Source organism: Nocardia sp. CA-120079 (assembly GCF_050955745.1).
In the GTDB taxonomy this organism is placed as follows: domain Bacteria; phylum Actinomycetota; class Actinomycetes; order Mycobacteriales; family Mycobacteriaceae; genus Nocardia.
This window is the reverse complement of the sequence record NZ_CP192088.1, coordinates 3,358,025-3,384,903: the sequence shown is the minus strand read 5'-3', so window position 1 is coordinate 3,384,903 and position 26,879 is coordinate 3,358,025. Positions and strand designations below refer to the sequence as shown.

The 26,879-nt window shown below is 66.7% G+C and carries 26 protein-coding genes; 13 read left to right on the top strand and 13 right to left on the bottom strand.

Features of this window, described 5'->3' with window-relative positions:
• Positions 1 to 375, bottom strand: a complete 375-nt coding sequence (locus ACQPYR_RS15445) for a Pr6Pr family membrane protein (RefSeq protein WP_433632794.1) — start codon at positions 373 to 375, stop codon at positions 1 to 3.
• Positions 376 to 675: 300 nt separating this feature from the next.
• Here ACQPYR_RS15445 and hrpA point away from each other — a divergent pair, with 300 nt between their 5' ends.
• Together hrpA and ACQPYR_RS15435 are read left to right on the top strand one after the other, a co-directional pair.
• Entirely contained in the window at positions 676 to 5,037 is a 4,362-nt protein-coding gene (gene hrpA, locus ACQPYR_RS15440; protein WP_433632792.1) for an ATP-dependent RNA helicase HrpA, read from the top strand.
• 216 nt (positions 5,038 to 5,253) lie between these two features.
• Entirely contained in the window at positions 5,254 to 5,475 is a 222-nt protein-coding gene (locus ACQPYR_RS15435; RefSeq protein ID WP_433632790.1) for a hypothetical protein, read from the top strand.
• A gap of 9 nt (positions 5,476 to 5,484) precedes the next feature.
• Here the strand turns inward: ACQPYR_RS15435 and nrdR are convergent, their stop codons facing one another.
• From nrdR to ACQPYR_RS15420, 3 genes are all read right to left on the bottom strand, one after another.
• Positions 5,485 to 5,961 (bottom strand): transcriptional regulator NrdR, encoded by a 477-nt coding sequence (gene nrdR, locus ACQPYR_RS15430; protein ID WP_063038396.1) that lies wholly within the window; start codon positions 5,959 to 5,961, stop codon positions 5,485 to 5,487.
• A gap of 175 nt (positions 5,962 to 6,136) precedes the next feature.
• Complete coding sequence (locus ACQPYR_RS15425; RefSeq protein WP_433632788.1) at positions 6,137 to 7,390, bottom strand: hypothetical protein; 1,254 nt, start codon at positions 7,388 to 7,390, stop codon at positions 6,137 to 6,139.
• Between the two features lie 152 nt (positions 7,391 to 7,542).
• Positions 7,543 to 7,983: a hypothetical protein gene (locus ACQPYR_RS15420; RefSeq protein WP_433632786.1), complete on the bottom strand. Its 441-nt coding sequence runs from the start codon at positions 7,981 to 7,983 to the stop codon at positions 7,543 to 7,545.
• Between the two features lie 302 nt (positions 7,984 to 8,285).
• On the opposite strand from ACQPYR_RS15420, the gene lexA reads away from it, so the two are divergent.
• On the top strand, positions 8,286 to 8,996 hold the full coding sequence (gene lexA, locus ACQPYR_RS15415) for a transcriptional repressor LexA (protein WP_433632784.1): 711 nt from the start codon (positions 8,286 to 8,288) through the stop codon (positions 8,994 to 8,996).
• 27 nt (positions 8,997 to 9,023) lie between these two features.
• Here the strand turns inward: lexA and ACQPYR_RS15410 are convergent, their stop codons facing one another.
• Positions 9,024 to 10,643, bottom strand: coding sequence for a carboxylesterase/lipase family protein (locus ACQPYR_RS15410; RefSeq protein WP_433632782.1), 1,620 nt, complete (start codon positions 10,641 to 10,643; stop codon positions 9,024 to 9,026).
• 125 nt (positions 10,644 to 10,768) lie between these two features.
• On the opposite strand from ACQPYR_RS15410, the gene ACQPYR_RS15405 reads away from it, so the two are divergent.
• Genes ACQPYR_RS15405 through ACQPYR_RS15385 form a run of 5 tightly spaced genes read left to right on the top strand, consistent with a single transcriptional unit; the run spans position 10,769 to position 16,046 of the window.
• Positions 10,769 to 12,112, top strand: coding sequence for a cytochrome P450 (locus ACQPYR_RS15405; protein ID WP_433632780.1), 1,344 nt, complete (start codon positions 10,769 to 10,771; stop codon positions 12,110 to 12,112).
• A complete protein-coding gene (locus ACQPYR_RS15400) occupies positions 12,109 to 13,008 on the top strand; it encodes an alpha/beta fold hydrolase (protein WP_433632778.1) in 900 nt (299 codons plus the stop codon). The genes ACQPYR_RS15405 and ACQPYR_RS15400 overlap by 4 nt, the downstream gene beginning before the upstream one ends.
• The gene (locus tag ACQPYR_RS15395) at positions 12,992 to 13,849 is read left to right on the top strand and encodes an SDR family NAD(P)-dependent oxidoreductase (RefSeq protein ID WP_433632776.1); all 858 of its coding nucleotides are present in this window, start codon (positions 12,992 to 12,994) and stop codon (positions 13,847 to 13,849) included. The genes ACQPYR_RS15400 and ACQPYR_RS15395 overlap by 17 nt, the downstream gene beginning before the upstream one ends.
• On the top strand, positions 13,846 to 15,381 hold the full coding sequence (locus ACQPYR_RS15390) for a flavin-containing monooxygenase (RefSeq protein ID WP_433632774.1): 1,536 nt from the start codon (positions 13,846 to 13,848) through the stop codon (positions 15,379 to 15,381). The genes ACQPYR_RS15395 and ACQPYR_RS15390 overlap by 4 nt, the downstream gene beginning before the upstream one ends.
• 35 nt (positions 15,382 to 15,416) lie before the next feature.
• The gene (locus tag ACQPYR_RS15385) at positions 15,417 to 16,046 is read left to right on the top strand and encodes a TetR/AcrR family transcriptional regulator (protein ID WP_433632772.1); all 630 of its coding nucleotides are present in this window, start codon (positions 15,417 to 15,419) and stop codon (positions 16,044 to 16,046) included.
• Here the strand turns inward: ACQPYR_RS15385 and ACQPYR_RS15380 are convergent.
• Positions 16,043 to 16,708 (bottom strand): class I SAM-dependent methyltransferase, encoded by a 666-nt coding sequence (locus ACQPYR_RS15380; RefSeq protein WP_433632770.1) that lies wholly within the window; start codon positions 16,706 to 16,708, stop codon positions 16,043 to 16,045. The two genes, ACQPYR_RS15385 and ACQPYR_RS15380, sit on opposite strands and share 4 nt — an antisense overlap.
• 150 nt (positions 16,709 to 16,858) lie before the next feature.
• On the opposite strand from ACQPYR_RS15380, the gene ACQPYR_RS15375 reads away from it, so the two are divergent.
• Positions 16,859 to 17,503 (top strand): formylglycine-generating enzyme family protein, encoded by a 645-nt coding sequence (locus ACQPYR_RS15375; protein ID WP_433635137.1) that lies wholly within the window; start codon positions 16,859 to 16,861, stop codon positions 17,501 to 17,503.
• A 9-nt stretch (positions 17,504 to 17,512) separates the two neighbouring features.
• Here the strand turns inward: ACQPYR_RS15375 and ACQPYR_RS15370 are convergent, their stop codons facing one another.
• Entirely contained in the window at positions 17,513 to 19,048 is a 1,536-nt protein-coding gene (locus ACQPYR_RS15370; protein ID WP_433632768.1) for an aldehyde dehydrogenase family protein, read from the bottom strand.
• Positions 19,049 to 19,201: 153 nt separating this feature from the next.
• Here ACQPYR_RS15370 and ACQPYR_RS15365 point away from each other — a divergent pair, with 153 nt between their 5' ends.
• Positions 19,202 to 20,230 carry an AraC family transcriptional regulator gene (locus ACQPYR_RS15365; RefSeq protein ID WP_433632766.1) on the top strand — a complete coding sequence of 343 codons (1,029 nt, stop codon included), beginning with the start codon at positions 19,202 to 19,204 and terminating at the stop codon, positions 20,228 to 20,230.
• A 31-nt stretch (positions 20,231 to 20,261) separates the two neighbouring features.
• On the opposite strand, the gene ACQPYR_RS15360 is transcribed toward ACQPYR_RS15365, so the two are convergent.
• From ACQPYR_RS15360 to ACQPYR_RS15350, 3 genes are all read right to left on the bottom strand, one after another.
• Positions 20,262 to 21,041 carry a MerR family transcriptional regulator gene (locus ACQPYR_RS15360; RefSeq protein ID WP_433632764.1) on the bottom strand — a complete coding sequence of 260 codons (780 nt, stop codon included), beginning with the start codon at positions 21,039 to 21,041 and terminating at the stop codon, positions 20,262 to 20,264.
• A 23-nt stretch (positions 21,042 to 21,064) separates the two neighbouring features.
• A complete protein-coding gene (locus ACQPYR_RS15355; RefSeq protein ID WP_433632763.1) occupies positions 21,065 to 21,571 on the bottom strand; it encodes a VOC family protein in 507 nt (168 codons plus the stop codon).
• 87 nt (positions 21,572 to 21,658) lie between these two features.
• Positions 21,659 to 22,162 carry a TetR/AcrR family transcriptional regulator gene (locus ACQPYR_RS15350; RefSeq protein WP_433632761.1) on the bottom strand — a complete coding sequence of 168 codons (504 nt, stop codon included), beginning with the start codon at positions 22,160 to 22,162 and terminating at the stop codon, positions 21,659 to 21,661.
• Positions 22,163 to 22,208: 46 nt separating this feature from the next.
• Between ACQPYR_RS15350 and ACQPYR_RS15345 the strand changes: the two genes are divergently transcribed.
• The 3 genes from ACQPYR_RS15345 (at position 22,209) to ACQPYR_RS15335 (ending at position 24,652) form a co-directional block, all read left to right on the top strand.
• Complete coding sequence (locus ACQPYR_RS15345; RefSeq protein WP_433632759.1) at positions 22,209 to 22,547, top strand: hypothetical protein; 339 nt, start codon at positions 22,209 to 22,211, stop codon at positions 22,545 to 22,547.
• 75 nt (positions 22,548 to 22,622) lie between these two features.
• The gene (locus tag ACQPYR_RS15340) at positions 22,623 to 23,285 is read left to right on the top strand and encodes a histone deacetylase (protein ID WP_433632757.1); all 663 of its coding nucleotides are present in this window, start codon (positions 22,623 to 22,625) and stop codon (positions 23,283 to 23,285) included.
• Positions 23,286 to 23,848: 563 nt separating this feature from the next.
• Positions 23,849 to 24,652 carry a response regulator gene (locus ACQPYR_RS15335; RefSeq protein WP_433632755.1) on the top strand — a complete coding sequence of 268 codons (804 nt, stop codon included), beginning with the start codon at positions 23,849 to 23,851 and terminating at the stop codon, positions 24,650 to 24,652.
• Here the strand turns inward: ACQPYR_RS15335 and ACQPYR_RS15330 are convergent.
• The 3 genes from ACQPYR_RS15330 to ACQPYR_RS15320 form a co-directional block, all read right to left on the bottom strand.
• Positions 24,592 to 25,215 carry a hypothetical protein gene (locus ACQPYR_RS15330; RefSeq protein WP_433632752.1) on the bottom strand — a complete coding sequence of 208 codons (624 nt, stop codon included), beginning with the start codon at positions 25,213 to 25,215 and terminating at the stop codon, positions 24,592 to 24,594. The genes ACQPYR_RS15335 and ACQPYR_RS15330 overlap by 61 nt on opposite strands.
• Positions 25,176 to 25,751: an ATP-binding protein gene (locus ACQPYR_RS15325; protein ID WP_433632750.1), complete on the bottom strand. Its 576-nt coding sequence runs from the start codon at positions 25,749 to 25,751 to the stop codon at positions 25,176 to 25,178. The genes ACQPYR_RS15330 and ACQPYR_RS15325 overlap by 40 nt, the downstream gene beginning before the upstream one ends.
• Positions 25,752 to 25,890: 139 nt before the next feature.
• Positions 25,891 to 26,760, bottom strand: coding sequence for an alpha/beta fold hydrolase (locus tag ACQPYR_RS15320; protein ID WP_433632747.1), 870 nt, complete (start codon positions 26,758 to 26,760; stop codon positions 25,891 to 25,893).
• Positions 26,761 to 26,879 lie beyond the last annotated feature (119 nt).

Here is a 26,879-nt window from a genome sequence, read left to right as displayed (position 1 = left end):
TCAACCACCTCTATTCGACAACCACGTCATTTCGTCGCTCTCCCGCTCGTCCGCACCGCGCCGGCGGCCGCACAGCGCACCGAGCGCGGCTACCGCGACGGCGAGTAGCGCGAATCCGATGACCAGGACCACCAGACCCGTCGCCATCGACACATGGCCCTGCTGCCGTGGATCGAGGAACAGGTACGGATACCAGTCGACGATCGGCCCACGAATGAGGGTGTACGCGCCGTAGCCGAGCGGGTAGACCAGCCGGCCCGCGATCAGCCGCCCGGACATACCGAGCGCGACCGGTGCCAGCACCCAGTCCACGATCATCACCATAGGCATGATGCGCTGCAGCACGTCATCCACCCACCCCCGTTCATCTCCCATCGGGATATGCGGCAGCAGCACCTACACGATGCCGATGATGAGCAGATACAGCGTGGTCGCACCGCGCACCAGCTGCCAGCGTCGATCACGCGGATCGAACAGCGCCCCGACCAGCAGCACCATGACGCCGAGCATATGGATTCGATGGTGAACTGGCTGAAGTAGTCGGATCGTCCCACATCAGGACCGCTCCGAGCAGCGCGACAGCACAGTGTCGCCGGCCGCACCGCCGGTGTGCTCACCGGATGCCCACGCCCGACTCGGATTAGACGCGCCGGTTTCGCTACCCTGGTGAACGCAATGACCAGGACAGCCGACGCGAATCTCCGCGAGCTTCGGACCCGCCTGGCCGCCGTAACCCTCCGCGATGAACACCGGTTGCGCCGCAACCTGGACCGAGCCCGCGGCGGCGATCTCACCGGCATCACGGCCGAGATCGCGGCGGCCGAGCAGCGCGTCGAGGCCCGCCGTGCCGCGGTACCCGAAATCCGGTATCCGGAGCAGCTGCCGGTCTCCGCGCGCCGCGACGAGATCGCCAAGGCGATCATGGAGAACCAGGTCGTCATCGTCGCCGGTGAGACCGGATCGGGTAAGACCACCCAGATTCCGAAGATCTGCCTGGAGCTCGGCCGGGGCATCCGAGGCACCATCGGGCACACTCAGCCGCGTCGGCTGGCCGCGCGCACCGTCGCCGAGCGCATCGCCGAGGAATTGGGCACCGAACTGGGCGATGTCGTGGGCTACACCGTGCGTTTCACCGATCAGGCCTCCGACCGCACACTCGTCAAGCTGATGACCGACGGCATCCTGCTCGCCGAAATCCAGCGCGACCGGCTGCTGCGCCGCTACGACACGATCATCATCGACGAGGCGCACGAACGCAGCCTCAATATCGACTTCCTGCTCGGCTACCTGAAGCAATTGCTGCCGCGCCGGCCGGATCTCAAGGTGATCATCACCTCGGCGACCATCGATCCGGAGTTGTTCGCCCGCCACTTTGCGAAGCAAACCGACGTCCCCAGTGCGAAGCAAACCGACGTCCCCAGTGCGAAGCAAACCGATGACTCCGGTGCCAAGCAACCCGACGACCCGGATGCTGACGAATCCGGCACTGCCGCACCGATTGTCGAAGTATCCGGCCGTTCCTACCCGGTCGAGATCCGGTACCGGCCGCTGTCGCTGGAGCTACCCGTCGCCACCGATGGCGACGACGAGGACACCCGGATCGTGGACCGCGACCCGGTCGACGCCATCGGTGACGCGGTGCGCGAACTCTTCACCGAGGGCGACGGTGACGTGCTGGTCTTCCTATCCGGCGAACGCGAGATCCGCGACGCCGCGGATGCGTTGCGCGACTTGCAGCTGCCGCGCACCGAGATTCTGCCGCTCTACGCCCGCCTGTCCACCGCCGAACAGCATCGCGTATTCGCACCACATCCGGGGCGGCGAGTTGTGCTGGCCACCAATGTCGCCGAGACCTCGCTGACCGTCCCCGGCATCCGCTACGTCATCGATCCCGGCACCGCACGCATATCGCGGTATTCGATGCGCACCAAGGTGCAGCGCCTGCCCATCGAAGAGGTCTCGCAGGCCTCGGCGCGCCAGCGCGCGGGACGCTGTGGCCGCGTCGCCGACGGCATCTGCATCCGCCTGTACTCCGAAGAAGACTTCGAATCCCGGCCCGCCTTCACCGAACCGGAGATCCTGCGGACCAATCTGGCCGCCGTCATCCTGCAGATGACCGCGCTGGGACTCGGTGATATCGAGAAGTTCCCCTTCGTGGAGCCGCCCGACCGCAGGGCCATTCGCGACGGTATCGCACTGCTGGAGGAATTGGGCGCGCTCGCACCACGCGCCACTGCGAAACCGGCTCCGCAGCAAGCGGATTCGACGACGAAAGACCAGGCGAGTGCAGCGGCCGAACCGATCCAAGCGGAGCAGTTGTCCGATGCGGCGCTGACCCTCACCACCACCGGGCGCGAAATGGCCCAGATACCAGTGGATCCGCGGATGGCGCGCATGTTGGTCGAAGCCCAGCGCAACGGCGTGCTCGCGGATGTACTGGTCATCGTCGCGGCGCTGTCCATTCAGGATGTGCGCGAACGTCCCGCGGACCATCAGCAGGCCGCGGACACCAAACATGCCCGCTTCGTGGTCGAGGGCTCGGATTTCCTGGCCTACCTGCGGTTGTGGGAGTATTTGACCGAACAGCGGAAGTCGCTGTCGGCCAATCAGTTCCGGCGCATGTGCCGTGACGAGTTCCTGCATTATCTGCGGATCCGAGAGTGGCAGGATCTGCACGGGCAGTTGCGGACCATCACGCGTGGACTCGGGTGGTCCACGCACTTCGGCGATGCGGCTGGATCCGAGCAAGCCGAAACCGGTTCACGCCGTGGGGGATCCGGCCGTCGGACAAACGATGCCGCAGATAGTTCGAGTAACGGCGGTGATGCGCGGGGCGGCCGCCGTGCCGAGTCGGCGCGGGGCGCGAACCGCCGAGGCCGCGGCGGGGCCGCGCCGGGGGCGAAGCAGCAAGACAGCGGCGGTCGCACGCACGGCGGCAGTACCGCCGCTGCGCAAACGGCGACGCTCGAAGACGATGGCACACCATGGGATTCGACCGCCATCCACCAGGCCCTACTGGCGGGCATGCTCTCCCACATCGGCGTCCGCGAGGCCGAGACGCGCGAATTCCTCGGTGCCCGCAATGCCAAATTCATGATCTTCCCCGGATCCTCGCTGGCGAAGAAGCCGCCCCGCTGGGTGATGGCGGCCGAACTCGTCGAGACCTCCCGGCTCTGGGGTCGGATGGCGGCCCGGGTGGAGCCGGAGTGGGCCGAGCGGCTGGCCGGGGATCTGGTGAAACGCACCTACTCCGAACCGCATTGGTCATCCAAGCGCGGTGCGGCGCGCGCATACGAGCGGGTCACGCTGTACGGCGTACCGCTGGTAGTCAGCCGTGCCGTCGATTACGGCCGGATCGATCCGGAACTGTCGCGCGAGCTGTTCATCCGGCATGCCCTCGTACAGGGTGAGTGGCAGACGCGGCACGAATTCTTCCACCGCAACCGCGAACTCCTGGACGATGTCGCCGATTTGGAGCACCGCGCCCGTCGCCGCGACATCCTCGTCGACGATGAGGTGCTGTTCGAGTTCTACGACAAGCGCGTCCCGGCCGATATCGTCTCGGTGCGCCACTTCGACAGCTGGTGGCGCACCGCCAAGCGCAAAGATCCTGCGCTGCTGGACTTCTCGACCGATACCGTGGTCAATGACGCCGCCGCGACGCTCGACCCGACCGACTTCCCGGACGCCTGGCGTCAGGGTGAGTTGAGCTTCCCGCTCACCTATCAATTCGAGCCCGGCAATGACGACGACGGTGTGACCGTGCGGATCCCGGTCGAGCAGCTGGCGCATGTGCGTGCCGTCGGCTTCGACTGGCTGGTGCCCGGTATGCGCGACGAGTTGGCCACCGCGCTGATCAAGACACTTCCGAAGGCTCTGCGCCGCACCGTCGTTCCCGCACCGGACTTCGCCGCGGCGGCGCTGGCCGTGCTCACCCCGCGCGCCGAACCCCTGCGCATCGGCCTGGCCAGGGAGCTGTCGCGGCTCGGTTCGGTCACCATCGCACCGGGCGATCTCGACCCCGCCGCGCTTCCGGACCATCTGCGCATGACGTTCGCCGCGATCGCTGCCGGCGGTCAGGTGCTGGCGCGCGGGAAAAATCTCGCTCAATTGAAAACCCGACTGTCCGAGCAGGTTTCGGCCTCGGTCGCCCGTGCGACCGCGGGCGCGGAACGAGCCCCCGCGACCGTGTGGACGTCGGAATCACTCGGGACGGTCGAGCCGACGGTGCGCAGCGAAGTGGCCGGACAGACGGTCACCGGTTACCCGGCGCTGGTCCCCGAGGGCGAGGGCGTCGCGGTGCGCGTCCTGAGCTCCCCCGCCGAGCAAGCCGCCGCCATGCGGGCGGGCACGCGCGCACTGGTATTGAGCGCCATTCCCACCTCGGTTCGCACCGTCACGGCCAGTCTGCCGCCGCGGGATCGGCTTGCGCTGAGCCAGAATCCGTACGGCTCGCTCGACGCGCTCATCGAAGACTGCCGCGCCACCGCGGCGGACGAATTGATCGCCGCCGCCGGTGGGCCGGTGCGCAGTCCTAAGCAGTTCGACGCGATGGTCGCGAAGATCCGCCCCGACTTCGTCTCCGCCGTGGCCCGCATCGTGCGCCTGGTGGTGCCGGTGCTGGCTGGGGCGCACCAGGTTTCGTCCGCCCTCGCCGATACCACCGAACGCGATATCGCCGACGATGTCCGCCACCAACTCGACGACCTGATCTTCCCCGGCTTCATCTCGGAGTGGGGCAGCGCTCGGCTGCGCGAACTCCCCCGCTACCTGGCGGCCGCCCGGACCCGCCTGGAGGCACTACCCGGCTCCGCGGTCCGCGACCGACAGGGCATGGTCGAAATCGACCGCGCACTCGCCGCCTACGACCGCCTCGTCGATGCACTGCCCGAAACCCGCAAGCACGCCCCGGATGTCACCGAAATCTGGTGGATGCTCGAAGAATTCCGCGTCAGCCTCTTCGCCCAGAAACTCGGCACGCCGTACCCGGTCTCCACCAAACGCATCGAAAAAGCCATCGCCGCCCTCCGCCGCTGACCCATCAGCCGTGCGGATGCCGCCGGCGCGTCCGACCGAGGACAACCGAAGCGCCGACGAGCTCGCAACGGTAGTTCCGGGGGCGCGACCGGAGCCGGGGTACGGCGGTACAGTCGCCGAAGCATGGTGGCGCGCAAGAGTATCGCGGCCGCTCATAGTATCCGCATCGCGCGTTGTTGAGCAGTTCGGCGCGAATTCTCGAAAGAGGTACTCGCGATGCGGAAATCCCTCAGGCCGATTCTCACCGCCTGCGCCGTCGCACTTGCCCCGATGGCAACCGCTTCAGCAACCGTGCCACCACAGCCCGCGCCGGTGCGCACCGACACCGATGTGCTGCGGCAGCTGGTTCGGCTGCTCGATACCGGATCGGTCGCCATCTGCCCCGGGCAGGCTATGGGCAGCTTCGGCTGCTCGCGCCTGCCGGGGATCTGTCTCTGACCGCCGGGATCAGTCGGCAGAGGCGGCGACCGTCGCTTCCTCGCGGTGCTTGCGCAGGTCGGCGATTTCGCGTTCGAAATCGTCGGCGGAGGTGAAGGAGCGGTAGACCGAGGCGAACCGCAGGTAGGCCACCTCGTCCAGATCGCGCAGCGGGCCGAGGATGGCCAGGCCGACCTCGTGGCTGGGCACCTCCGGCGAACCCTTGGCGCGCACCGCGTCCTCCACCTGCTGAGCCAGCAGGTTCAGGGCGTCTTCGGCGACCTCGCGGCCCTGGCAGGCGCGACGAACACCGCGAATCACCTTCTCCCGGGAGAACGGTTCGGTGACGCCGCTGCGCTTGACCACGGATAGGATCGCGGTCTCGACGGTGGTGAATCGTCTCCCACACTGCGGGCAGGAACGCCGGCGGCGGATGGCCGCGCCTTCCTCGGCCTCACGCGAGTCGACGACCCGCGAGTCGGGGTGTCGGCAGTAGGGGCAATGCATCCGAGAGATCCTTCGTCGATGCGCGCGCCCGCGTCCGAATCGGCTCCGGTTCGCCAGTCCCGATCCGGCGAGCACGTGTACAGGGGTCTAGACCGATACGTCCATATCGGGTCCAGGATACCCGGGAGGGGTCACCAACCGTCTCACACGTCCCAACTACCCCGTCGAGCGACGCTCAGCCGAGTCGCCACTGCGTGGTCAGGTCGGCGATCAGATCCGGAATGCGGGCGATCATCCGGCCGTGCGCGAGCTTGCTCCAGAACGATTCACCGAGCACCACCTCGGCGAATGGCCGGTTGCTCTCCATATCGATATGGCGCAGCACCAGATCGCCGGTGATGTAGGCCCAGCGGGTATCGCGGTCGGCCCAGTTGAAGTCCGGCAGCGGAGTGCGCAGCGAGACGGTGCGTCCCGCGATATCCGCGCTGACGGTGGCGGGCGCGAAAACACCGGGTGCGCGCACGCCGGGCACGGCGGGCTTGCCGGCCACCGTGCTCACATAGGTCATGACCCGGCCCATGCCGCCGCGGCCCGCCGAGGTGGCATCCCACTGGTCGGCGATCACACGGTTCTGCTCACGATCGGTCATCCGGATGAGCGCGTCCACATATCCGTCGCGGTTATGCGAATCGATCGACTGCCAGGCGGTGCGGATATCGGCATCGATCACCCCGGCCGCATACATTTCGTCGATTCCGGCCATCCCCAGTGCGGCATACGCCTCGTGCATCGGGACCAGATCGGTGAAGATGTGCTTCTGCATGATCATCAGCCGGGTCTGGTACCAGGCGACATCTTCGGCGTTCAGCCGCGAACCCTCGGTGGCGAGCAGCCGGATGTCGGAGGGCACCCCAGCCACCAGTTCCGGTGGGGTGCCGCGCAACAGGTCGGCGACCGCGTCGCCGAGTTGGTGGATGCCCGGTACGTCGAGCACCACCCCGACATCGCTGAGGTCGAAGAACCCCGAGGCGAAGGAGCCGCCCGCGATTCCGGCAAGGCCCGCCCACCAGTACTCCTGGTGCTGATTGGCGAGCCGGAAGTAGTTGACGTACACCTGGCTGAAGGTGCGCTGGTTGGCACGCACGCCGAGCGCCGGATCCCAGTCCGCGAGGTCGATATCGGCATTGCGGGTCGAGACCACCAGCCAATACTGGTGCAGCAGTGTGGCATAGCGGCTCGGTGCCACCCCGTCGGACCTGGCCTGGTCGAGCGTCGCACGCAACGTCGACTCGTCCAGTGGCAGTGCGGGATTCAGACCACCGCGGCCTGCCCCGTCTCCGTTGAGCGCGGGTAGATCCAGATACGCCTCGTATGCGGGTGCCGCCTGTGCGGCCGGAATCATGGTGAGCCCGAAGATAAGACAGGCCAGCAGCCCGATGATCCGGGCGAGCAGACGGACGGCGTGTGCAGCGGTGGAGCGATGCGTCATTGCGTGGTGTCCCGAAGTCGTTCGTCGGCAAGAGTTGCCTAGGTCACGTTTTCAGGCACAGTAGCAACATGTTCTAGTTTGCAATCGACAATTTCGGCCACGCTTCGTGGCGGATCGACCGGTCATCATCCGCCACACCGGGTCTCGACGAGCTACCGCGGCACACCGACTCCCATACCGTCCGGAACCGACTGCTGCTCGACCACGGCGGGCACCGTCGTCGGGGTCTGGCCGCCGAAAGTTCCTGCGCGCCAATGCGCCAACCCGATCAAAGCCGTCACCGCCAGCGCGCTCAGCAGTGCGGACACCGCGAGCACCGCGAAACCGACCTGCGCCTGTTCGACCCGCTCCATAGGATGCCGCCCCCGCGCCTGACGTAGTGCGGGCTTTCGAACGGGACCGCGGTCGTACAGCAGGACCGCACCGCCGGGCCGACTGTCGCGCGGACGCCGATCCGTCCCGACGCGCGCGGACTCGAGGGCGCGCAGACCACCGCGATGCGGGCGCTGCACGCGCGGAACGGATTCGAAGCCGAGATCGACGTCGGCCTCGTCCTCGAGGTCGGTGCTCAGGGCGCTGATCGCTGTGCTCATCGGACAAACCTCCGTGAAGGGGTGTTGGTGGGTGCTCAGGTATGTCGCGAGACGATGGGAGTAGCTGTTCGATCAAATGTTCGAAGAACTTGTGTTCGATTTCTACCACGCTCCACCGACAAAGTCAGCAGAAAACGCCGACATGCCTCGAACAGATGTTTGATACATCGGCGTTACCGGACTAGATTCGTTAAACGAAATCAATGGACAGGCGACGAGAGCGACGGGCACGGAGGCGACAGCTTGCGTAACCACAGAGGCCCCAGCGAACGGCGCAAGTTGGACACAGAAGGGCGGTTGCGGTGAGCCACACAGACGACACGGGCGACGGGAGCGGAGTTGGCACCGACCCGTCCAGTACCGGGGCGGATCTCACCGTGCGTCAGCGCAAAGTCCTGGAGGTCATCCGCACCTCGGTCAGCGAGCGCGGCTACCCGCCGAGCATCCGCGAGATCGGCGATGCGGTCGGACTGACCTCCACCTCGTCGGTCGCCCATCAGCTGCGCACCCTCGAGCGCAAGGGCTATCTGCGCCGCGACCCGAATCGCCCACGCGCCGTTGACGTTCGCGGTCTCGATGAGGCGGTGCGCGCGGTGACCAGCCTGCCCACCACCGAGGATGTCGAGGCAGGCAGGCCGGTCCCGACCTTCGTGCCCGTCCTGGGCCGGATCGCCGCCGGTGGCCCGATCCTGGCCGAGCAGGCGGTGGAGGATGTCTTTCCGCTGCCACGAGAGTTGGTCGGCGACGGCTCGCTGTTCCTGCTCAAGGTCGTCGGTGAATCGATGGTCGACGCCGCCATCTGCGATGGCGACTGGGTGGTCGTGCGCCAGCAGAATGTCGCCGATAACGGCGATATCGTGGCCGCGATGATCGAGGGCGAGGCGACGGTGAAGACGTTCAAGCGCACCGGCAAGGATGTCTGGCTGATGCCGCACAATTCGCTGTTCGAACCGATTCCGGGTAATGACGCGCAGATCCTCGGCAAGGTCGTCACGGTCATCCGTAAGATCTGACCCCAGTTCAGCGCGAGATGACCCAGCTCAGCGCGGCAGCATAGGTTTCCAGAAGTCGGCTCGGTGGTCGGCGGCATAGGAGTCGATGAGCCGGTTTCCGCTGGGCCGGAAGGACATGACCAGCGGTGCTGCCGGGTCGTAGGCCGGGATCGGTTCGAGACCGGCCGGATCCGGGCGGGCTTCGATGATGAATCGGGTCCAGTACCTTCGCATTTCGGCGGCGAGGCGCTGCTGGTCCGGTGTCTGGACGGCGCCGTACAGCCAGCCGAGGTCGCGCAGGCTCCATAGCGACGCCAATTCGCTGGCGTGGTAGGCGCCCAGCGGGAAGGTATTCGGTGGGCCGAGCGGCGCCGGGTCGTCGAAGGAGTAGGTGTAGGTGGGCGTGCGCGGGCCGAGCCCGTCGTATTCGACAACCAGCATGGCGAGGATGCGATCGGTCCAGGCGCGCGACAGTGCGAGTGCGGGCTGCGGGTAGGCGGCGGCCGGGTAAGTCTGTTCGACGCGGTCGAGTTGCTCCGGCGTCAGGTCGGGCATGGCGGCGGCCAGTGCGTCGCGGTATCCGGCGGCGGTCAGCGGCCTGCCAAGGGGCACACCGTATTTCATGTACACCCACAACGACATCTCGTCGTTGTTCGCACCGACGAGCGTGGGCACATCGGCGAAGGCACCGTTGCGCACGGCCGCCTGTGGCCCGGACGGCAGGAAGCGGCCACCGAATACCGTTGGGGTGATGGGATCGTTCACCAGCGTATCGACCGGCAGCGCGCGCAGGCACGCCGCGGTCTCTGGTCCGGCGCACCCGAGACCTGCGGCGTACGCGTCACTATCGGCCACCGCCGTCGCGGCGGGCACACCCGGACTGCACGGTCCGCTCTGCATGATCGCGGCCCGGAACAGCCCACGCGAGCTCGGCGCGACCATCTGAGTACATACCGACGTCGCACCGGCCGACTCGCCCGCCAGCGTCACGCGCTCCGGATCACCACCGAATGCCGCGATATTGCGCTGCACCCAGCGCAATGCTGCCTGCTGATCCAGGTAGCCGTAATTACCGGGGCCGGAGCCGTCGTCGAGCGCCGAGGCGGCGAGGTAGCCGAGCGTGCCGAGCCGGTAATTGATGGTGACCACGATCAGGTCGCCGTCACCGTGCGCGATCAGCGGCTCGGCGCCGTAGATATCGCCGGAGCCGGTGACGAAACTGCCGCCGTGGATCCAGACCAGCACCGGTAGCCCACCGCCGTCGGCGGGCAGGTTGCGCGGCGTCGAAACATTCAGATATAGACAGTCTTCCGACTTCGTCGGGTTCGCGGCGAATACCCCGTAGAAGTCGTTTTCCTGCGGGCAGCTCGGCCCGGCCACCGTGGCATCCCGAATATCGGGCCAAGGTGCGGCCGGAGCAGGTGGCCGCCACCGCAATTCGCCGACCGGCGGGGCCGCGTAGGGAATGCCTGCGAACATTCGATGCTCCGCAGCCACGATGCCGCGCAATTGACCGGTCTCGACGCTGACGAGATCGGCGGCGACCGGCTCGGCGGGCGCCGGCCCGGCCACACCGATCAGCACGATGACGGCCGCGAGGATGGCCAACCAACCCCGAGCCGTGCCGCGAAACCAGCCTCCCGTTGTCACCCAACGATGCTTGCGCACGGGCCCCACGCTAACTACCTGCACCGCCGCGGCGGGTGGCTATTCCGAAAGTGACCCTTGCCACACACGGTACGTGAGCGTACCGTGCTGGTGGTACACAGATGTACCACGCTGGGAGGCGCCGCATGACCACGGTGAAATTGCCCGACGGGCCGACGAGTCCGGCCTTCTTACAGGCCATCGAGGTGATGGCGAGTCGCACCCGCGCATGGCGCAGATTGCACCAGCGGTACGGCTCGGCGTTCACGGTCTACCTACCGCGCTTCGGGCGGATGGTGGTGCTATCCGAACCGGCCGAGGTGAAGGCGCTGTTCACCGCGAGCTCCGATGTGGCCGACAACGTCGACGTCAATCTCGGGCAGTTCCTCGGTCCCGGCTCACTGTTCTCGCTGCGCGGCGCCGAACATCGTAAGCAGCGAAAATTGCTCACTCCGCCGTTCCATGGTCGTCGTCTCGCGGTGTACGAGACGCTGATCGAGGAGGAGACGGTGCGCGAGTCGGCCACCTGGCCGCAAGGCCGGGAGTTCGCGACGATGGACTCGATGATGCGGATCACCCTGAATGTGATCCTGCGCGCCGTATTCGGCGCCGAGGGTAAGGAATTCGACGAACTGCGCGAACTGCTGCCCAAAATGGTGCTGGTCGGATCGGCGCTCGCGGCACTACCGGTGCCGCAAAAGTTCTTGGGGCGATACGGTCCATGGGCCCGCTTCGCCGCACACCGCCGCAACTACGACGAAATCGTCGGCAGGCTCATCGACCGCGCCGCCGCCGATGAGCACCTCGCCGACCGCGACGATGTGCTGGCGATGATGCTGCAGGCCCGCTACGACGACGGCACCGCGATGACCCACAGCGAGATCGCCGACGAACTGCTCACCCTGCTCACTGCCGGCCACGAGACCACGGCGACCACCCTGTCGTGGACCGTCGAGCGGCTGCGCAGACATCCGGAAGTGTTGCGACGCTTGGTCGCCGAGGTCGACGACGGCGGTTCGGCACTGCGCGAGGCCACCCTGCTGGAGGTGCAGCGGGTGCGTCCGGTCATCGACTCGACGGTCCGCAATATTCGCGCGGAGTCGATGCAACTGGGCCGGTGGACGCTACCCAAGGGGCAGAATGTGCTGGTCAGCATTCGGCTCATGCACGACAACGAGGAACTGTTTCCGAGGGCCCGCGCCTTCGATCCGGATCGTTTCGTCGGTGTCCGGCCGGGCACCTTCAGCTGGATTCCGTTCGGCGGCGGCGCCCGGCGCTGCATCGGCGCGGCCTTCGCCACCATGGAAATGAATGTCGTATTGCGCACGCTGCTGCGGGATTTCACGCTCGAGCCAACCGACGCACCTGATGAGCGCACGCACTTCCGCGGTGTCGCGCTGGTACCCGCCAAGAAGGGGCGTGCCGTGGTGTACCGCCGCGCGCCCCGGCCCAGCACGGCCGAAGCCAGGGCCGAACAGGTGACGGCATGAGTGAGCAATTCGCCGATGTGGGCCGCGGCGTCACCCTCGCCTACGAGCGCCTCGGTGACGGCGGCACTCCGCTGCTGCTCGTCGCGGGACTCGGTCAGCAACTGCACGACTGGCCCGACGGTCTCTGTGAACTACTCGTCGCGCGCGGCTACGACGTCATCCGCTTCGACAATCGCGATGTCGGCAAGTCGACGCACTTCGGCTTTCCGCCGCCCGGCCCGCTCGATTTTCTGCGAAAGCGTTGGCACACAGCGCAATACGAACTCTCGGATATGGCCGCCGACACCGTTGGTCTGCTCGACGCGCTGGAGCTGAGCTCCGCGCATGTGGTCGGGATGTCGCTCGGCGGGATGATCGCGCAGACGGTCGCCGCCCGCTATCCGGCCCGGGTCGCCTCGCTGACCTCGATCATGTCGACCACGGGTGCGGCGCGGGTCGGGCGTCCGGCCCTGTCCACCTGGCGGCTGATGTTCGGCCGACCGGCCCGCACTCGGACCGAACACATCGACCGCTCGGTGCGCATGTACCGCCACATCTGCTCGCACGGCTATCCGTTCGACGAGCAGGCGGTGCGCGCCGCCGCGGCGACGACCTGGGACCGCGATCCTCATCCGGCACCGGGCGTCGGCCGTCAACTCGCCGGCATCCTCAAATCCGGTGACCGCACGGCGGAACTCGCCGCCGTCGTCGCCCCGACGCTGATCCTGCACGGTGACCGCGACCTGATGGTGAATCCGACCGGCGGCACCGTTACGGCCAGCGCCATCACGGGTGCGCGCCTGCACACCCTGTCCGGCATGGGCCACGACCTGCCCGTCGGCGTCCGGCCGACGCTCACCGACCTCATCGACACCCATATCCGCACCGCCAGGAGCACCGATGCCCCGCACCGTTAGGCCGCTGTCCGGCCGTCCCGCCATGATCACCGGCGCCGCCTCCGGCATCGGTCGCAGTCTCGCCCAATTGCTCTCGCGCCGTGGGTCGCCGGTGGCGATCGCCGATATCGATGAGGTCGGTTTGAAGCAGACGGCCGCCGCCCTGGCCGGTCCGGTGCTCATGCGGGTACTCGACGTCCGTGATGCCGCCGACCAACTCGCCTTCGCCGCCGAGGTCGAGGACTGGCTGACCGAACCGTTGGCGGCGGTATTCAACAATGCCGGTGTGGCGGTGAGCTCGTCGGTGCTGGACGCGGTTCCGGACGACGATGAATGGCTGCGACAGATCAACTTCGACGGCGTGGTCAATGGCACGCGCGCGTTTCTGCCCATCCTGGTCGAACAGGGCCAAGGCGTCATCGTGAATACCTCCAGCGTATTCGGACTGCTCGGCATGCCGAATCAAAGCGCCTACTGCGCGGCGAAATTCGCGGTGCGCGGCTTCACCGACTCACTGCGCCAGGAACTTCGGGGCACCGGAGTATCCGCGGTGAATGTGCACCCGGGTGGTATCACCACCAACATCGCGCGCAATGCCCGGGTACGCAAGGATCCCGAGGGGCGCGGCCGTTCGCATGAGCAGATGGCGGCGGAGTTCGAGGCGATCACATTGACCTCGCCGGACAAGGCGGCCGAAATCATCTGTCGGGGAGTCGAACGCGGGAAGTCACGCATTCTGGTCGGGCCGGATGCCTACGTGTTCGACGCACTCGCACGCATAGCGCCGACTCACTACTACGACATATTCGCGGTGCTGGAGCGGCAGCTGCGGGCTCGCGCCAAGGCGGGAGTGACGGTATGAGAGCATCGCGCAGCGATTCGACGAGGGGTGGCAGCCGGGAGTCGGGTGGGCCGGAGCACTTCGATGTATTGATCGTCGGTGCGGGTCTCTCCGGGATCGGCGCGGCACACCACCTGCAGACGGCCTTCCCGAAGCGCAGTTACGCAATTCTGGAGGCGCGCACGGCAATCGGCGGCACCTGGGATCTGTTCCGCTATCCGGGGGTGCGTTCGGATTCCGATATGCACACCCTAGGTTACCGTTTCCGGCCGTGGACAAAGGCCGCGGCCATCGCCGACGGGCCATCGATCCTCGACTACATCCGTGACACCGCGTCCGAAGCCGGTATCGATCGCCGAATCCGGTTCGGGCACAAGGTCGTCAGCGCATCCTGGTCGACCGGAGCGGCGCAATGGACGGTCACGGCTGAACATGACGGCACCACCTCGACATACACCTGCGGCTTCCTCTACGTGTGCAGCGGCTACTACCGCTACGACCACGGCTACACCCCCGAGTTCGCCGGAATCGAGGATTTCCGTGGGCAGCTCGTACATCCGCAGCAGTGGCCCGCCGACCTGGACTATGCCGGTAAGCGAGTCGTCGTGATCGGCAGCGGGGCCACCGCGGTGACCCTGGTTCCGGCCATGGCCGAGGCTGCGGCGCAGGTGACCATGCTGCAGCGCTCCCCCACCTACATCATGTCCGTGCCCACCGAGGACGCGGTGGCGATCCGCCTGCGCGAACGGCTCGGACCCCGTCGGGCCTACACGATCACCCGCTGGAAGAACGTGCTGATCGGCACGCTCATCTACCAACTCAGCCAGCGTCGTCCCCGCATGATGCGCAACTTCATCCGCAAGCAGACGGCCGCGCTGCTGCCGACCGGATACGAGGTGGATGTCCACTTCAAACCCACTTACAACCCGTGGGATCAACGGCTCTGCCTGGTGCCGGACGGGGATCTGTTCCAGGCGATCCGGGCCGGGCGCGCCGCCGTGGTCACCGACCGCATCGAAAAGTTCACCGCCGAGGGCCTGCGCCTGGCCTCAGGGGCCGACCTTCCCGCCGATATCGTGGTCACGGCCACCGGTCTGCAATTGCTCGCCTTCGGCGGGATCGAATTGAGCGTCGACGGCCGGGCCATCCCGCTGTCCGACACCATGGCCTACAAGGGGATGATGCTGAGCGGCGTCCCGAACTTCGCCTTCACCATCGGCTACACCAATGCGTCCTGGACGTTGAAGGCGGATCTGGTTGGCGAATTCGTGTGCCGGCTGCTGCGGCATATGGACGACGACGGCTATGACCAGTGCATGCCGTGGCCGGATCCGAGTATCGCCCCGGAGCCCCTGCTGAACTTCCAGTCCGGCTATGTCCAGCGTTCCATCGACCACTTTCCCAGGGCAGGATCGCGACGGCCGTGGCGATTGGGTATGAACTACGCCCACGATGTGCTCGCACTGCGCCACGGGAGGATCGAGGACGGCACCATCCGGTTCGCGAGCCGGGCCGCCACACCCGACCATGTTCCGGTGCGTGTGAGGTCATGATCGCCGTCGCGGCGCGGCGAACTAACCTGAATCTTGTGACCCGTGCCGAGCCCGCCGCCAGCATCGCCACCGAGGGGACGCCGGAATCCGCATTCCGGCGTCGGCTCCTCGATGCGATGGCCGACGCCGTGCGCGATCGCGGTTATCGCGAAACGACCGTGGCCGATGTGGTCCGCAACGCGCGCACGTCCCGTCGTACCTTCTACGAACATTTCGACAGCAAACAGGACTGTTTCATCGCGCTGCTCGCCGAGCGCAACAACGACACAATCCAGCAGATCTACGACGCCGTCGATCCGGCCGCGCCCTGGCGCACCCAGGTCCGGCAGGCCATCGAGGCCTGGATCCACGCAGCCGATCAGGACACGTCGATCACCCTCGCCTGGATCCGGGACATCCCCGCGCTGGGCGACGCCGCCCGCCAGGTCCAGCACGACGCGGGCGAGGCCTTCATCAATCTGATCCAAAGCCTCACCGCCACACCTGGATTCGAGGCTCCCGGACTGCACCCGCCGACACGTCAGATGGCGACCATCCTCTACGGCGGTTACCGCGAGCTCATCGCCTCCACAGTCGAGGCAGGCAAGGACATCCGTGACATCATCGACGTCGCGGTCGATACGGCCATCGCCCTGGTCGGCCCGCGCTACGAGCCGCCAGGCTAGTCCTTGACGGCCGTGAACTGCGCCAGCGCGCCGTTGCACACCAGCTCGACCTCGCGCAGGCCCGCTGCGGCGATCCAGCCCGACAGCTCGGCCGCGGTACCGGATGGACCGAATACGCCCATCGTCCGCATCACCCGCATGTGCAAGTCGAAGCGCGGCCGGACCCCGCGCACCACACAACTGCCGATCAGCCGTCCACCCGGCGCGAGCACCCGGGCAAGGGAGGCGACCGCGGCGGCCGGATCCGGCATGCAGTGCAGGCCCGCGAAACTCACCACCAGATCGAATTCGCCGCTGGCGAAGGGCAGGTCGACCACATCCGCGCGTACATAGTCGATATCGGAGAGCCCGGCGCGCTCGGCCGCGCGACGCGCCGCCGCCAACTGGTCTTCGGAAATATCCGCGGCCACATAGCGGAGCTTGCGATCGGGTGCGAGTCGACGCAGGGTCACGCCGCCGCCGACCGGCAGATCGAGCACTGCGCAGCCCTCCGGCAGTTGATTGACGACATCCATCGCCGCATACATCCGGCGGGTGTCGCAGCCCCACATCACCTGTCCGGTGGGCCGGGCCACCTGCGGATGATCGAGCACGAAGTCGTAAACCGGAGCCCCGAGATTTCCCCAGACTCGGCTCTGCCACACTTCACGGACGTCGGGCACTGTCGTCTCCTCTTCGCGCGGTGGAAGTACAGGCTAGGCCGGAGATCATCGGCGCGCCATGGCTTTCGCCGACACCCGCTCTGGTCGTCGCGACGCCGCAAGACGATACGCGTGCATTACCATCGGCAAGCTGTGCGTGCGGAAATCGAGATGGTCGCGCTGCCCGCGGGGCGGGTGACGCTGTCGGATCGGCGGACCCAGCGGAGTTGGGCGGTCGAGGTGGCAAAGTTTCGGCTCGCGGCGTTTTCGATCACCCAGTCGCAGTATGAGCAGGTCACCGGTGAGGTACCGAGTGCGGCTCGGGGTGATCGGCTGCCGGTCGAGGGTGTCTCGTGGTTCGATGCGGTCAGGTTCTGCAATGGCTTGTCATCGGCGGCGGGATTGCCGCCCGCGTATCGCGTGCACGACGACGCGGTCGAGTGGGATGCCGGCAGCGACGGGTATCGGCTGCCGACCGAGGCCGAGTGGGAGTATGCGTGCCGGGCGGGCACTTCGGGGCCGCGATATGGCGAGCTCGACGAAATCGCCTGGTATCGGGGGAATTCCGCAGAGCATGTGCACGAGGTAGGGGGCAAACTGCCCAACGCCTGGGGACTATACGACATGCTCGGCAATGTATGGGATTGGTGCTGGGACATTTACGACGCCGAGGTGTACGACTCGTATCGGGTGCTGCGCGGCGGCGGCTGGTCCGACGAGAAGTGGAGTTGCCGCGCCTCCGTGCGACGGCGCAGCCATCCGACCTACCGGATCGATGATGTCGGATTCCGGGTCGCGCGTTCGATATTCGCCTGATTCGGCACCTTATCGCCTGCCGCCCAAGAACTTCGGCAGCTTTCGCCTGCCGCGCCCGTCGAGCGCGCGCATCAATCCTGCCACCACGCGCATGCGCCCACGCGAGGCCGGATACCACATCAGCTCGCGCTTCGTCGCCGGTATGCGCGGCACCGTAATCGCTTGCTGGCGACAGTATTTCCGGATTCCAGCGGCACCGCCCCACCGCGCGCCGATCCCGGAATCCTTCCACCCGCCCATCGGCAGCGCGAAGCTGAACAGATTCGCGAAGGCGTCGTTGATATTGACCGCACCGGCTTCCAGCCGCCGCGCCACCCGCTCGCCGCGCTTGCGGTCTCTTGTCCAGACCGTGGCCGAGAGTCCGTAGACCGAATCATTGGCCAGGCGCACCGCCTCGTCCTCGTCGGCGACCTTCAGCACCGGAATGGTCGGGCCGAATGTCTCCTCGCTGATGCACGCCATCGAATGGTCCACATCCACCAGCACGGTCGGTTCGAAGAAGGTGCCGACCCCGGTCGCCTTGCCGCCGGTGGTGATCCGCGCGCCCGCGGCCAGCGCCTGCTCGACATGGCGTGCCACGATATCGCGCTGCGCCTCGGTCGCCATCGCGCCGATATCGAAAGCGAACCCACGCCCGTCGTGTCCCTGCCGCAGCTTGCGCACCTGTTCGGTCAGGCTGGTCACGAATTCGTCGTAGACCGGCGCCTCGACATACACCCGCTCGATCGAGATGCAGACCTGACCGGAATTGAACAGCCCGCCATAGGCGATGCCCGCCGAGGCCCGCTCGATATCGGCATCCGCGAGGACGATCGCCGGATCCTTGCCGCCGAGTTCCAGGCTGTACGGGGTCAGGGTCGCCCCGCAAGCGGCGGCGATCGCCCTACCGGTCTTGGTGGACCCGGTGAACTGGACATAGTCGACCGCCTCGACGACCGCGCGTCCGGTATCTCCGCGCCCGGTCGACACCGCGAAGACCGGCGGCGCACCGATCTCAGCCCAGCCGCGCGCCAGCGCTACCGCACTCAACGGCGTGACCTCCGACGGCTTGACCAGCACCGCGGCACCGGCCATCAGCGCGGGCAGCGCATCGAAGCACACATTGAGCAGCGGAAAGTTCCACGGCGTAATGATCCCGACCACCGGATGCGGCCGATAGGTCTTGACCAGCCGCTTGGTGCGGCCGAGCGGACTGTGCGGAGCCGGATGCTCGTCGAGCAGAAATTTCGCGGCGTTGCGCGCCCAGTATTTGATCAGATTGACCGCAGCGGGCACCTCGATCTCCGCGTCGTAGCGGGTCTTACCGGTTTCGGACTGAACCACATCGGTGAGTTCGTCGGAATTATCGATCAGCCAATCCTGCAGCCGAAACAGCCATTCGGCGCGCTTATCCGGACCGATCGCCTCCCATTCCGGCTGGAACAGGCGCAATTCGCGCACCGTCGCGGCCACCGCCGCACGCGATTCGTCGGGTACCCGCCCGGTGACGCTGCCGTCGGCCGGATTGTGTACCTCGATCTCGACCTGCTGTTCCGCCGTACTCATCCGGCTCACCTCCTGTGCTGTGCCCCCGCCCTCCAGCGTGGCATTTCCGCCCGCGCGGCACCGGGTGTTCCGATTTTCCTGCGATGGAGAAGAAGGGATTGATACCTTCCGCCAAGAGCAAGACGCGACCGGCTTCGACGAGGATGCAGTTCAGTGTTCGATTGGGATCTCCTGCGTAGTACCTCCGGCGTGCATGTGCTGATGCAATTGGCGCAGGAACGCGGCATGTCGCCGGAAGTCTGTCTCGAGGGCACGAAGCTGGCGCCCGAGGCGGTGAGCGATCCCGATGCCGAGGTCACGGCGCGGCAAGAGGTGCGCGTGGTGCGGAATCTGCTCGCGCGATGCGGCGCCGAACCCGGATTGGGCGTCGAGGCCGGGAACCGCTATCACTTATCGCTGTACGGACCGTGGGGGCTGGCGCTGCTCAGCAGCCGCACGGTGCGCGAGGTGATCGAGGTTTCGCTGCGCTATGTCGATTCGGCCTTCGTGTTCGGCCGGCTGACCTTCGAGGAGGGACCGGCCGAGTCGCGGCTCATCTTCGACGATTCGGAGATTCCGGGGGACGTGCGCGCCTTCCTGACCGAGCGCGTCATCACCGGAATCCAGTCCATCGGCCGGGAACGGTTCTCGGCGGGGGTGCCCGCCACCAGGATCAGCTTCCGCCATCCCGCTCCGGCAGATACGACGCGCTACCGCACCGTCTTCGGTGTCGAGCCGCGATTCGACGCGGCGGTCAACGAATTGGCCTTCGACAGTTCGTATCTCGATGTAGCGCTGCCGCAGGCCAACGAATGGGCGCGCGGGACATGCGAACAGCTGTGCCGCGATCTGCTCACCGCCCGCCGCGCCCGCACCGGTGTCGCCGGTTCGGTGCGGGACCTGCTGGTCCGCAATCCGGGTGAGATTCCGGACCAAATCGCCGTCGCCGCAGCACTTTTCATGAGCCCGCGCACACTGTCTCGCCGCCTGCGCGACGAAGGGACCTCCTTCCGCGACCTGCTCGACGAGGTACGCCAGATGATGTCGGAGGAACTGCTCAGCCACACCGATATGACCACCGAACAGGTGGCCGCCCGCCTCGGCTACGCCGAAGCCGCCTCCTTCATCCGCGCCTTCCGTCGCTGGCAAGGCTGTCCGCCACAGGAATTCCGAGCCCGCGGGACGCTCGTCGCAACCAGGTGAATCCTCGACGCAAACGTCGGAGAGGACGCTTTCAGTCCATTCTCGACCAACTCGCGTTGGCGTGAATGATGGCGGATAGCCAAGGGGTCAGGCCGGGGGCGAGGGTGTCGAAGAAGGTGCTGTAGTTCGGGTCGGTGAGGTAGGTGCGGGCGATGCAGATGTGCATGGCGGGGGTGCAGTCGAAGTAGGTGTCGATGCAGGCACGGTGGCGTTCGGCCAGGGCGTTGGCTTCGTCGCTGCCGGGGAGTACTCCGGCGCGATAGGCGGCGGCAAGGTCGGCGTTGAGTGCGTCGACGGAGTCGGCGATCTGTTGCCAATCCTCGGCGGTTCGGTCCGCGGCACGTTCGGCGTACTGAGCCCACTGCGCGGTGTCACCCCAGCGCTCGTGGGCCTGGGCGGTCCAGGCAGGTTGCCAGTGCTCGCCGAAGATCTCGATCTGCTCGTCGGCGGAGAGCAGGATTCCGGATTCTCTGGCCTCGATCAAGCGGTCCATGCCATCGGCCATCTGTTGCAGACGAACGGCGCGCTCGCGGAGTTCGTCGCGCTGCCGACGCAGCGACGACGTCGCATCGGCGGCAGGCGCATCCAGGACCGTCTTGATCTCATCGAGGGGTACGCCCAGCTCACGGTAGATGAGCACCCGATGGACGCGGGCGAGGTCCGCGCTCGTGTAGACCCGGTACCCGGCGTCGGTGCGTTCGGTCGGGCACACGAGCCCGATCGCATCCCAATGGTGCAGCGTCCGGATCGTGACGCCCGTGCACGCGGCGGCCGCACCGACGGTGCGACCGGCATCGGCTTGATCAGTCACACCGCTCAGTCTGACAGGCGCGCTCATGCCGGCGGCTCCCCGATCCCGATGGACCGCAACAGCTCGGCTTCGGCGCTGTTCGCATCGTAGGGTCGCGCCGCGGTCATGATCACCCGCGTGTGGTCCGGCGTTCGGATCTCGAGATCCACCGTATTCCACGGCATCGGCCGCGGACCGGATGCGCAACCGGGCAGCAGTTGCTCGCACGCGGCCGCGATCTCGTCGAGCTGGCTCAGCACGCAGGCGAAGCTCACGCTCAGTTCGGTTGCCGCCGCGGCCTGGTCGGCGGATACGAGCAGGACATCCTGAAATGCCCAGCGCCGCAGGTGGGTGAGTCGGCCGGGAATGGAGAACAGGTCGAAGAAGCCGAGTCCGCGCGTCCAGAAGTCCACCGACGCGACCAGATCAACCGTCGGCACCGTGACGAACATCGGCATCCCGTAGAGGCCGCGGAAAAGTTCCGGCGCCACGGCGTCGAGTGCGGGTACGGGAACCGGACTGATATCGAATGCTGGATAAGTTTCACTCATCACCACATCGTCGAGCCTGACGTAACGTCAGGGTCAAATCATCGAACGCTGGACCGAGATGGGCGAACCGATCGGCGGCGAGAGTCGCTATGCCGCATCGAAGAACAGGTAGTCGAACAGCGCCAGAATTCGGTCGATGCCGAATTCATCGGGACGGTCGAGCACCAGCCCCGCCGCGGTTTGGATAGTGCCCTGTACGACCTGGGCCAATACATCCGGGTCGACGCCATCGGCATCGGGCTGCTCCGCCAGCCACACTCCGAGCGCTTGCCGCAGTGGTGTGCGCAATTCGTCGCGAGCCGCGGCGACCCGTTCCCGCAGTAGCGACGGCACACCGTCGATGGGGAAGTACACCAGTCGCCAGGTGTCGGGCATCGAGCAGACCTCGGTCAGGAAGTAGCCGAGCATCGCGGGCAGCTGTTGCGATGCGGCGGTGCCGAATTCGGGTGTCGTGGCGGTCTCGGCGACCGAGCGGGCCACTGCCGCCGCCATGCGGGCGGTCTCCCGTTCGATGAGCGCCTCGAGCAGTTCGTCACGGCTGCCGAAGGAGTCGTGCGCGGCGATCAGCGCGAGCACCGCTCGACTGCGCACTCGCCGCGGATTCGACTTCCCAGCGCGCGAATAACGCGCCGGCGCAATGGGTGTGGCGCTCACCGCCAGCAGCGCACAGACCAGGGGTACCGATTCCGTCCCAGACAACTTAGGCTGTGTCTTCGATCATGCGGCGGCGCTCGCGGAGTTCCATCGGGTGCTGGTACCCGGCGGCTTGCTCGCGATCGTGATCAATAATCCGCGCAGCCGGTGGGCAATGGCTCTACAGCCGCCCGCGGTGCGGGGGCTCGCCTACTTTCCGCCGCCGGAGGAAATGCGTTCGCTGGTTGAGGCGACCGGATTCATCGTTGTCGAACAGCGGCCGGTGCATCGCCCACTGCCGAACTCGCTGGTACCGGACGTGCTCACGGTCGCACGGCGCTGATACCGCCACCCGTGGCATGCTCGTGTCATAGGTGGTTTCCGACCGGAAGGCGGGTGCGATGCCCGAATCAGCGCTATGACCGAGACCGTGTGGTACGCGTCGTACGGCTCGAATATGCATCTGAGCCGCCTGCGCTGCTACCTCGCCGGCGGCACACCCGACGGTGGCGCGATCACGCTCCCCGGCTGCCGCCACGGGGCCGAACCGCTGCGCTCGGTACCGCTGACGCTGCCCGGCCTGCAATATTTCGCCACCGAATCCCTGACCTGGACCGGCGGCCGAGCCTTCTACGATCCCGACGCCCCCGGTGAAACCGCCGCCCGCGCCCATCTGGTCACCATCGACCAGTTCTGCGATATCGCCGCCCAGGAGATGTACCGAACCCCCGGAACCGACTTGGACTTGTGCGTAGCAATTACCCACGGCCGCTTGACTCTCGGTCCCGGTCGCTACGAAACCCTGGTCTGCACCGGCACTTTCGAGGGACATCCGGTCCTCACCATCACCGCTCCGTGGCGCTACACCGACCTGCCCGGCAACCCGCCGTCGGCGGCCTACATTCGCCACCTCGCCGCGGGCCTCACCGAATCCCACGCCTGGACGGTCGAAGAGATCGCCGGCTACATCGCGACCCGCCCCGGCGCGGAACTCGGATGGACGGCTGCGACGATCGTCAACCTGCTGGGTCAGGCCACGCGAATGGATCCGGAGACGATCGCGCCGTTCCGAACCACGTAGTAGCTCGCGAAAGGCCGGTAGGTGCCACCGGATTGCCGGGCGGCCAGCTGGATTCGAGGTTGCGGCCGCCGCGCGCCCATGCCTGCGGATAGTCGCGCACCTACGCAGTGGCGGCACTATGCAGTAGACGGATTGCCGCACGCGTACGCCGCCACATGCTCGATTTCCGCGCGGACCGCCGCCAGACCGGGTGTTCGGCCACCGCGACCAGATCGACGCCGGTTGAACGAGCGACCGATCGCAGCGGTTGTTCCAACACCTTCTCGACCACCTCGGTGGCGAGCACACTGTCCAAATGGACAGCCGCGCAAAGATACCGGGTGGCCTCGTCACGACGCAGCGGACCGGGTCCGGTCGGCTGCGTCCTCCCCTCCGCAGGATCCACTCGGCGCGAGGGCGCCCCACAGTTCCCGTAGAACGCGTAGTCTTCGGGGTTCGCATGGTCACACTCTGGGCATTGCACACCGGTAGCCAAACACTTCGCCGGATCGATTCGGCGGAAATTCACTGTGCTGTACCGCAATTCGCCTGCACTCGACCGCGGCGGGTGTAAGAATCACCCGATGAGCCTGGGTGCGGGCAATATGTTGCTCGAACGGGATATGGGGCACCTGCGAATACTGGTGGCCTCGCCGCTGGGACGGGTCATCGAGCCGGTACTGAAGCAAGCATTCGCTGGTTCTACCGTCGCGGTGGCGCTGGACCGGCACGCCGTGCGCCGCGAGGTCGTGCACCAGGTCCGCTTCGATGTGGTGATCACCGACCTGATCTGGAACGATCCGGCACTGGAGTACGGTTTCGACGGCTTGGACGTGCTGGATATGCTGGGTTCGGCGCAACGCCAGGCCGCGGTGCTCATGGCGGCGCAGGGGCACAGCATGGAGCGCGACCATCTGGACGAAGCACTGCTCAGGTCTTCGGAATTGGCCGGCTTCTATTCGAAATCCTCTGGCGTCCCGGCATTGTTGGAGGCCATTCCCCCCGCGGCGACCGGACGGCGGCCACAGCTCGAGCCGCCGCCTGCCACGCCACCCCCGCTGTATCGGCTGTTCCAGGGGCAGCGCGGTGAGACGGCCGCGCGGCTGGCCGGAGCCATTGCCGCGGGCCGCGCCACCGACGCCGTTTCACTGGCCAAGGCCGCGCGGGTCGGTCTCAATACCGCCAACAAGGTGGCCAGCGTCTATATCGGGCCGATCGTGCTCGAACGCGGCGAGCACGATCCCGAATTGCCGCTGACCGCCAATGCGATCTATCGGTGGTGCGGCGTGCACGCGCATTACCTGCTCAGCTGGTGCCGCCGCAACGGTCACGACGACGTACTCACGGCTGACACACCGAGCAGCAGTTCGTCGAGATCCACCCGGTAGCGTCCGGAGCGGAGCCCACCACCGCACGCGATCAAACGCGCGGCCAGTGCGCCGACGCCGCCGGCCATGGTCGCCGCGGTGCCGAGCTGCGGCCAGGTCGGCAGCGTATGGCCCACCTGGGTCGGCGAATAGCGCAGCCGCGAGGTGAGTCCGCCACCGACTATGGCACCGACCAGCCGCGACCGCCGAGCCGGATCGCCGAGTTCGGCGAGTGACCAGTGCGCCGCGAATTCGACACGGCCGTGCAGGATCGGATAGGCCGGGTCGAGGTCGTAGCGTTCGATATCGAGCAGCACATTGTCGCCGTTGTCGGTGACCATGACGACCGGAATTCCGGCTGCCTTCGCGCGTCGTCGAATATCGAATTTCATCGGCAGATCGTCCATTTCCTCGAGTAGCACGGCCAACCGCTCGGTGCCGGGCCCGCCGAGGAAGTCGTCCGCGAACTCGGGCACATAGCCGTGTGGGAAGGCATCGATCCGGGTGTAGGGGTCGATCTCCAGCGTGCGGCGTTGCGCGAGTGTCAGTTTCGGGTCGCCCAGATCGCAGACAGACGCGGCCAAGCGGTTGCGGTGAGCCCCTCCTCCTGCAGTGCGGGCAGCAGACCCGCCCATAACAAGGAGGATTTGCCGGATCCCGACGCTCCGATGACGAACAGAATGCGTGGTCGTCCCCGCGCGCGCAGCAGTACATCGACCTTGCCCACCAATTCCGCGGTGAGTTCGGCGCGTCCGAAAAACCAACCGGCATCATCGAATTGGAACGGCTCCAGCCCCCGATACGGACTCTCGTCATCTCGGCGGCGACGCCCGGTGGTACCGCGCACCCGACGGACCGCGGTCAGCCAGGGCTCCTGCTCCGCCCGCGTGTCGATGCCACAGACGGCGAGCACCGCGCGAAACATCTTCTCATTGCCATCGGTCGGAACATGTTGTCCCGCAAACCATCCGTTGAGCGTGCCCTGCGGACATCCCGAAAGTTCCACGGTCTGACGGACAGTCAGCTCCGCCGCGACACGCAAGGCCGTCAGCGCAGCGGCGAATTCTTCGCGAGTTCGAATTTCCGCGGGATCGAGCCCCCCGGCCCACCCTCCTACCACGCTCTGACCATAGGGTTTTCGCGCGCAGAGCCGAAAGGGCCGTAGGGACCTTCTATTGACTACCACCGACCCTGACCCGGCCGGTCACCCATACTGCTCGGTCAGCGCATATTCCGTTGCTGCCCTTGGGACCCCGGCCCTAGGCGTGGTCCGCGATGCGGAGGATTTCGTCGACGATCAGGTCGGGTTCGGTGAACATGATGAGGTGACCCGAGCGCTCGGCCTCGACCAGTCGGCCGTTGCGGACGGCGGCGGCGGTGCGGCGGTGGGCGGCGGTCAGTGCGATTCGGGTGGTCTTGTCGGTTCGCGGAAGTTTCGTGCCGGTGATGACACTGACACGCACCGCGCCGAGCTCGGGCGGTTGGTCGCGGAGGCTTCGCAGACCTGCGCTGAATTGGTCCTGTTCGGCGAGCATGGTGCGCGCGGCGCGCGGGGTGAAATCCTCGGCGCGGTGATCGGCGGCGATATCGGCGGGCTGTTTACTGCCGATCCGGCTGCCGAGCAGGCGGTAGAGGCCGGAGCGGGCGAGTTTGGGTAACAGGGCCCTGGTCATCGCGTACCGCTTCTCGGCCGAGGGGAGGAAATACAGTTCGCAGTTCTCGTCGCTCTGATCGACCAGCACGATTCCCTGGATGCGGGTCGGATCCGCGGTCGCGGCGACCCGGACGATGGGACCGCCCCAGCTGTGTCCGACGAGAATGAAGGGACCCTCCCCCAGTTCCGTCAACACCGCGGCGAGGTCGTCGGCCATCCGGGTGAGGGTACGTGGGTTCGGATCGTCATCGCTGCGACCGCTTCCGGCGCGGTCGTAGACAACGGCGCGCACGCGCTCGGCTACCACCGGCTGCACCAACCCCCATATCGACCGCGAAAAGCCCATACCCGATTCGAAAACCACGGTCGGCCCGCCGGTTCCGCGCACCATGTAGTGCAGTCGGCGGCCGTCGGATGTGGTCGCGAATGCGCTCGCACCGAAGGTGTGCTCGTGCCCGAGGGCCTGCTCCGTCACTGTGCCCAACCTACCTTCTCCCTCGCCCTTCGAGCCGCGGTGGCCCGATAACAGGACTAGACAACTTCGGCCGGTGGCGCAACAGGTTCGATTGTCCAGCCGCAGATCGGAGCCTGCGG

Coding starts and splice junctions, on each gene's coding strand:
- ACQPYR_RS15420 (WP_433632786.1), bottom strand. CDS start 7,983: ATGAGCACAGCGATCAGCGCCCTGAGCACCGACCTCGAGGACGAGGCC.
- ACQPYR_RS15370 (WP_433632768.1), bottom strand. CDS start 19,048: ATGAGTACGGCGGAACAGCAGGTCGAGATCGAGGTACACAATCCGGCC.
- ACQPYR_RS15345 (WP_433632759.1), top strand. CDS start 22,209: ATGGGTGTGGCGCTCACCGCCAGCAGCGCACAGACCAGGGGTACCGAT.
- ACQPYR_RS15435 (WP_433632790.1), top strand. CDS start 5,254: ATGCGGAAATCCCTCAGGCCGATTCTCACCGCCTGCGCCGTCGCACTT.
- ACQPYR_RS15395 (WP_433632776.1), top strand. CDS start 12,992: ATGCCCCGCACCGTTAGGCCGCTGTCCGGCCGTCCCGCCATGATCACC.
- ACQPYR_RS15340 (WP_433632757.1), top strand. CDS start 22,623: ATGACCGAGACCGTGTGGTACGCGTCGTACGGCTCGAATATGCATCTG.
- ACQPYR_RS15390 (WP_433632774.1), top strand. CDS start 13,846: ATGAGAGCATCGCGCAGCGATTCGACGAGGGGTGGCAGCCGGGAGTCG.
- hrpA (WP_433632792.1), top strand. CDS start 676: ATGACCAGGACAGCCGACGCGAATCTCCGCGAGCTTCGGACCCGCCTG.
- ACQPYR_RS15405 (WP_433632780.1), top strand. CDS start 10,769: ATGACCACGGTGAAATTGCCCGACGGGCCGACGAGTCCGGCCTTCTTA.
- ACQPYR_RS15425 (WP_433632788.1), bottom strand. CDS start 7,390: ATGACGCATCGCTCCACCGCTGCACACGCCGTCCGTCTGCTCGCCCGG.
- ACQPYR_RS15400 (WP_433632778.1), top strand. CDS start 12,109: ATGAGTGAGCAATTCGCCGATGTGGGCCGCGGCGTCACCCTCGCCTAC.
- ACQPYR_RS15375 (WP_433635137.1), top strand. CDS start 16,859: ATGGTCGCGCTGCCCGCGGGGCGGGTGACGCTGTCGGATCGGCGGACC.
- ACQPYR_RS15445 (WP_433632794.1), bottom strand. CDS start 375: ATGGGAGATGAACGGGGGTGGGTGGATGACGTGCTGCAGCGCATCATG.
- nrdR (WP_063038396.1), bottom strand. CDS start 5,961: ATGCATTGCCCCTACTGCCGACACCCCGACTCGCGGGTCGTCGACTCG.
- ACQPYR_RS15335 (WP_433632755.1), top strand. CDS start 23,849: ATGAGCCTGGGTGCGGGCAATATGTTGCTCGAACGGGATATGGGGCAC.
- ACQPYR_RS15355 (WP_433632763.1), bottom strand. CDS start 21,571: ATGAGTGAAACTTATCCAGCATTCGATATCAGTCCGGTTCCCGTACCC.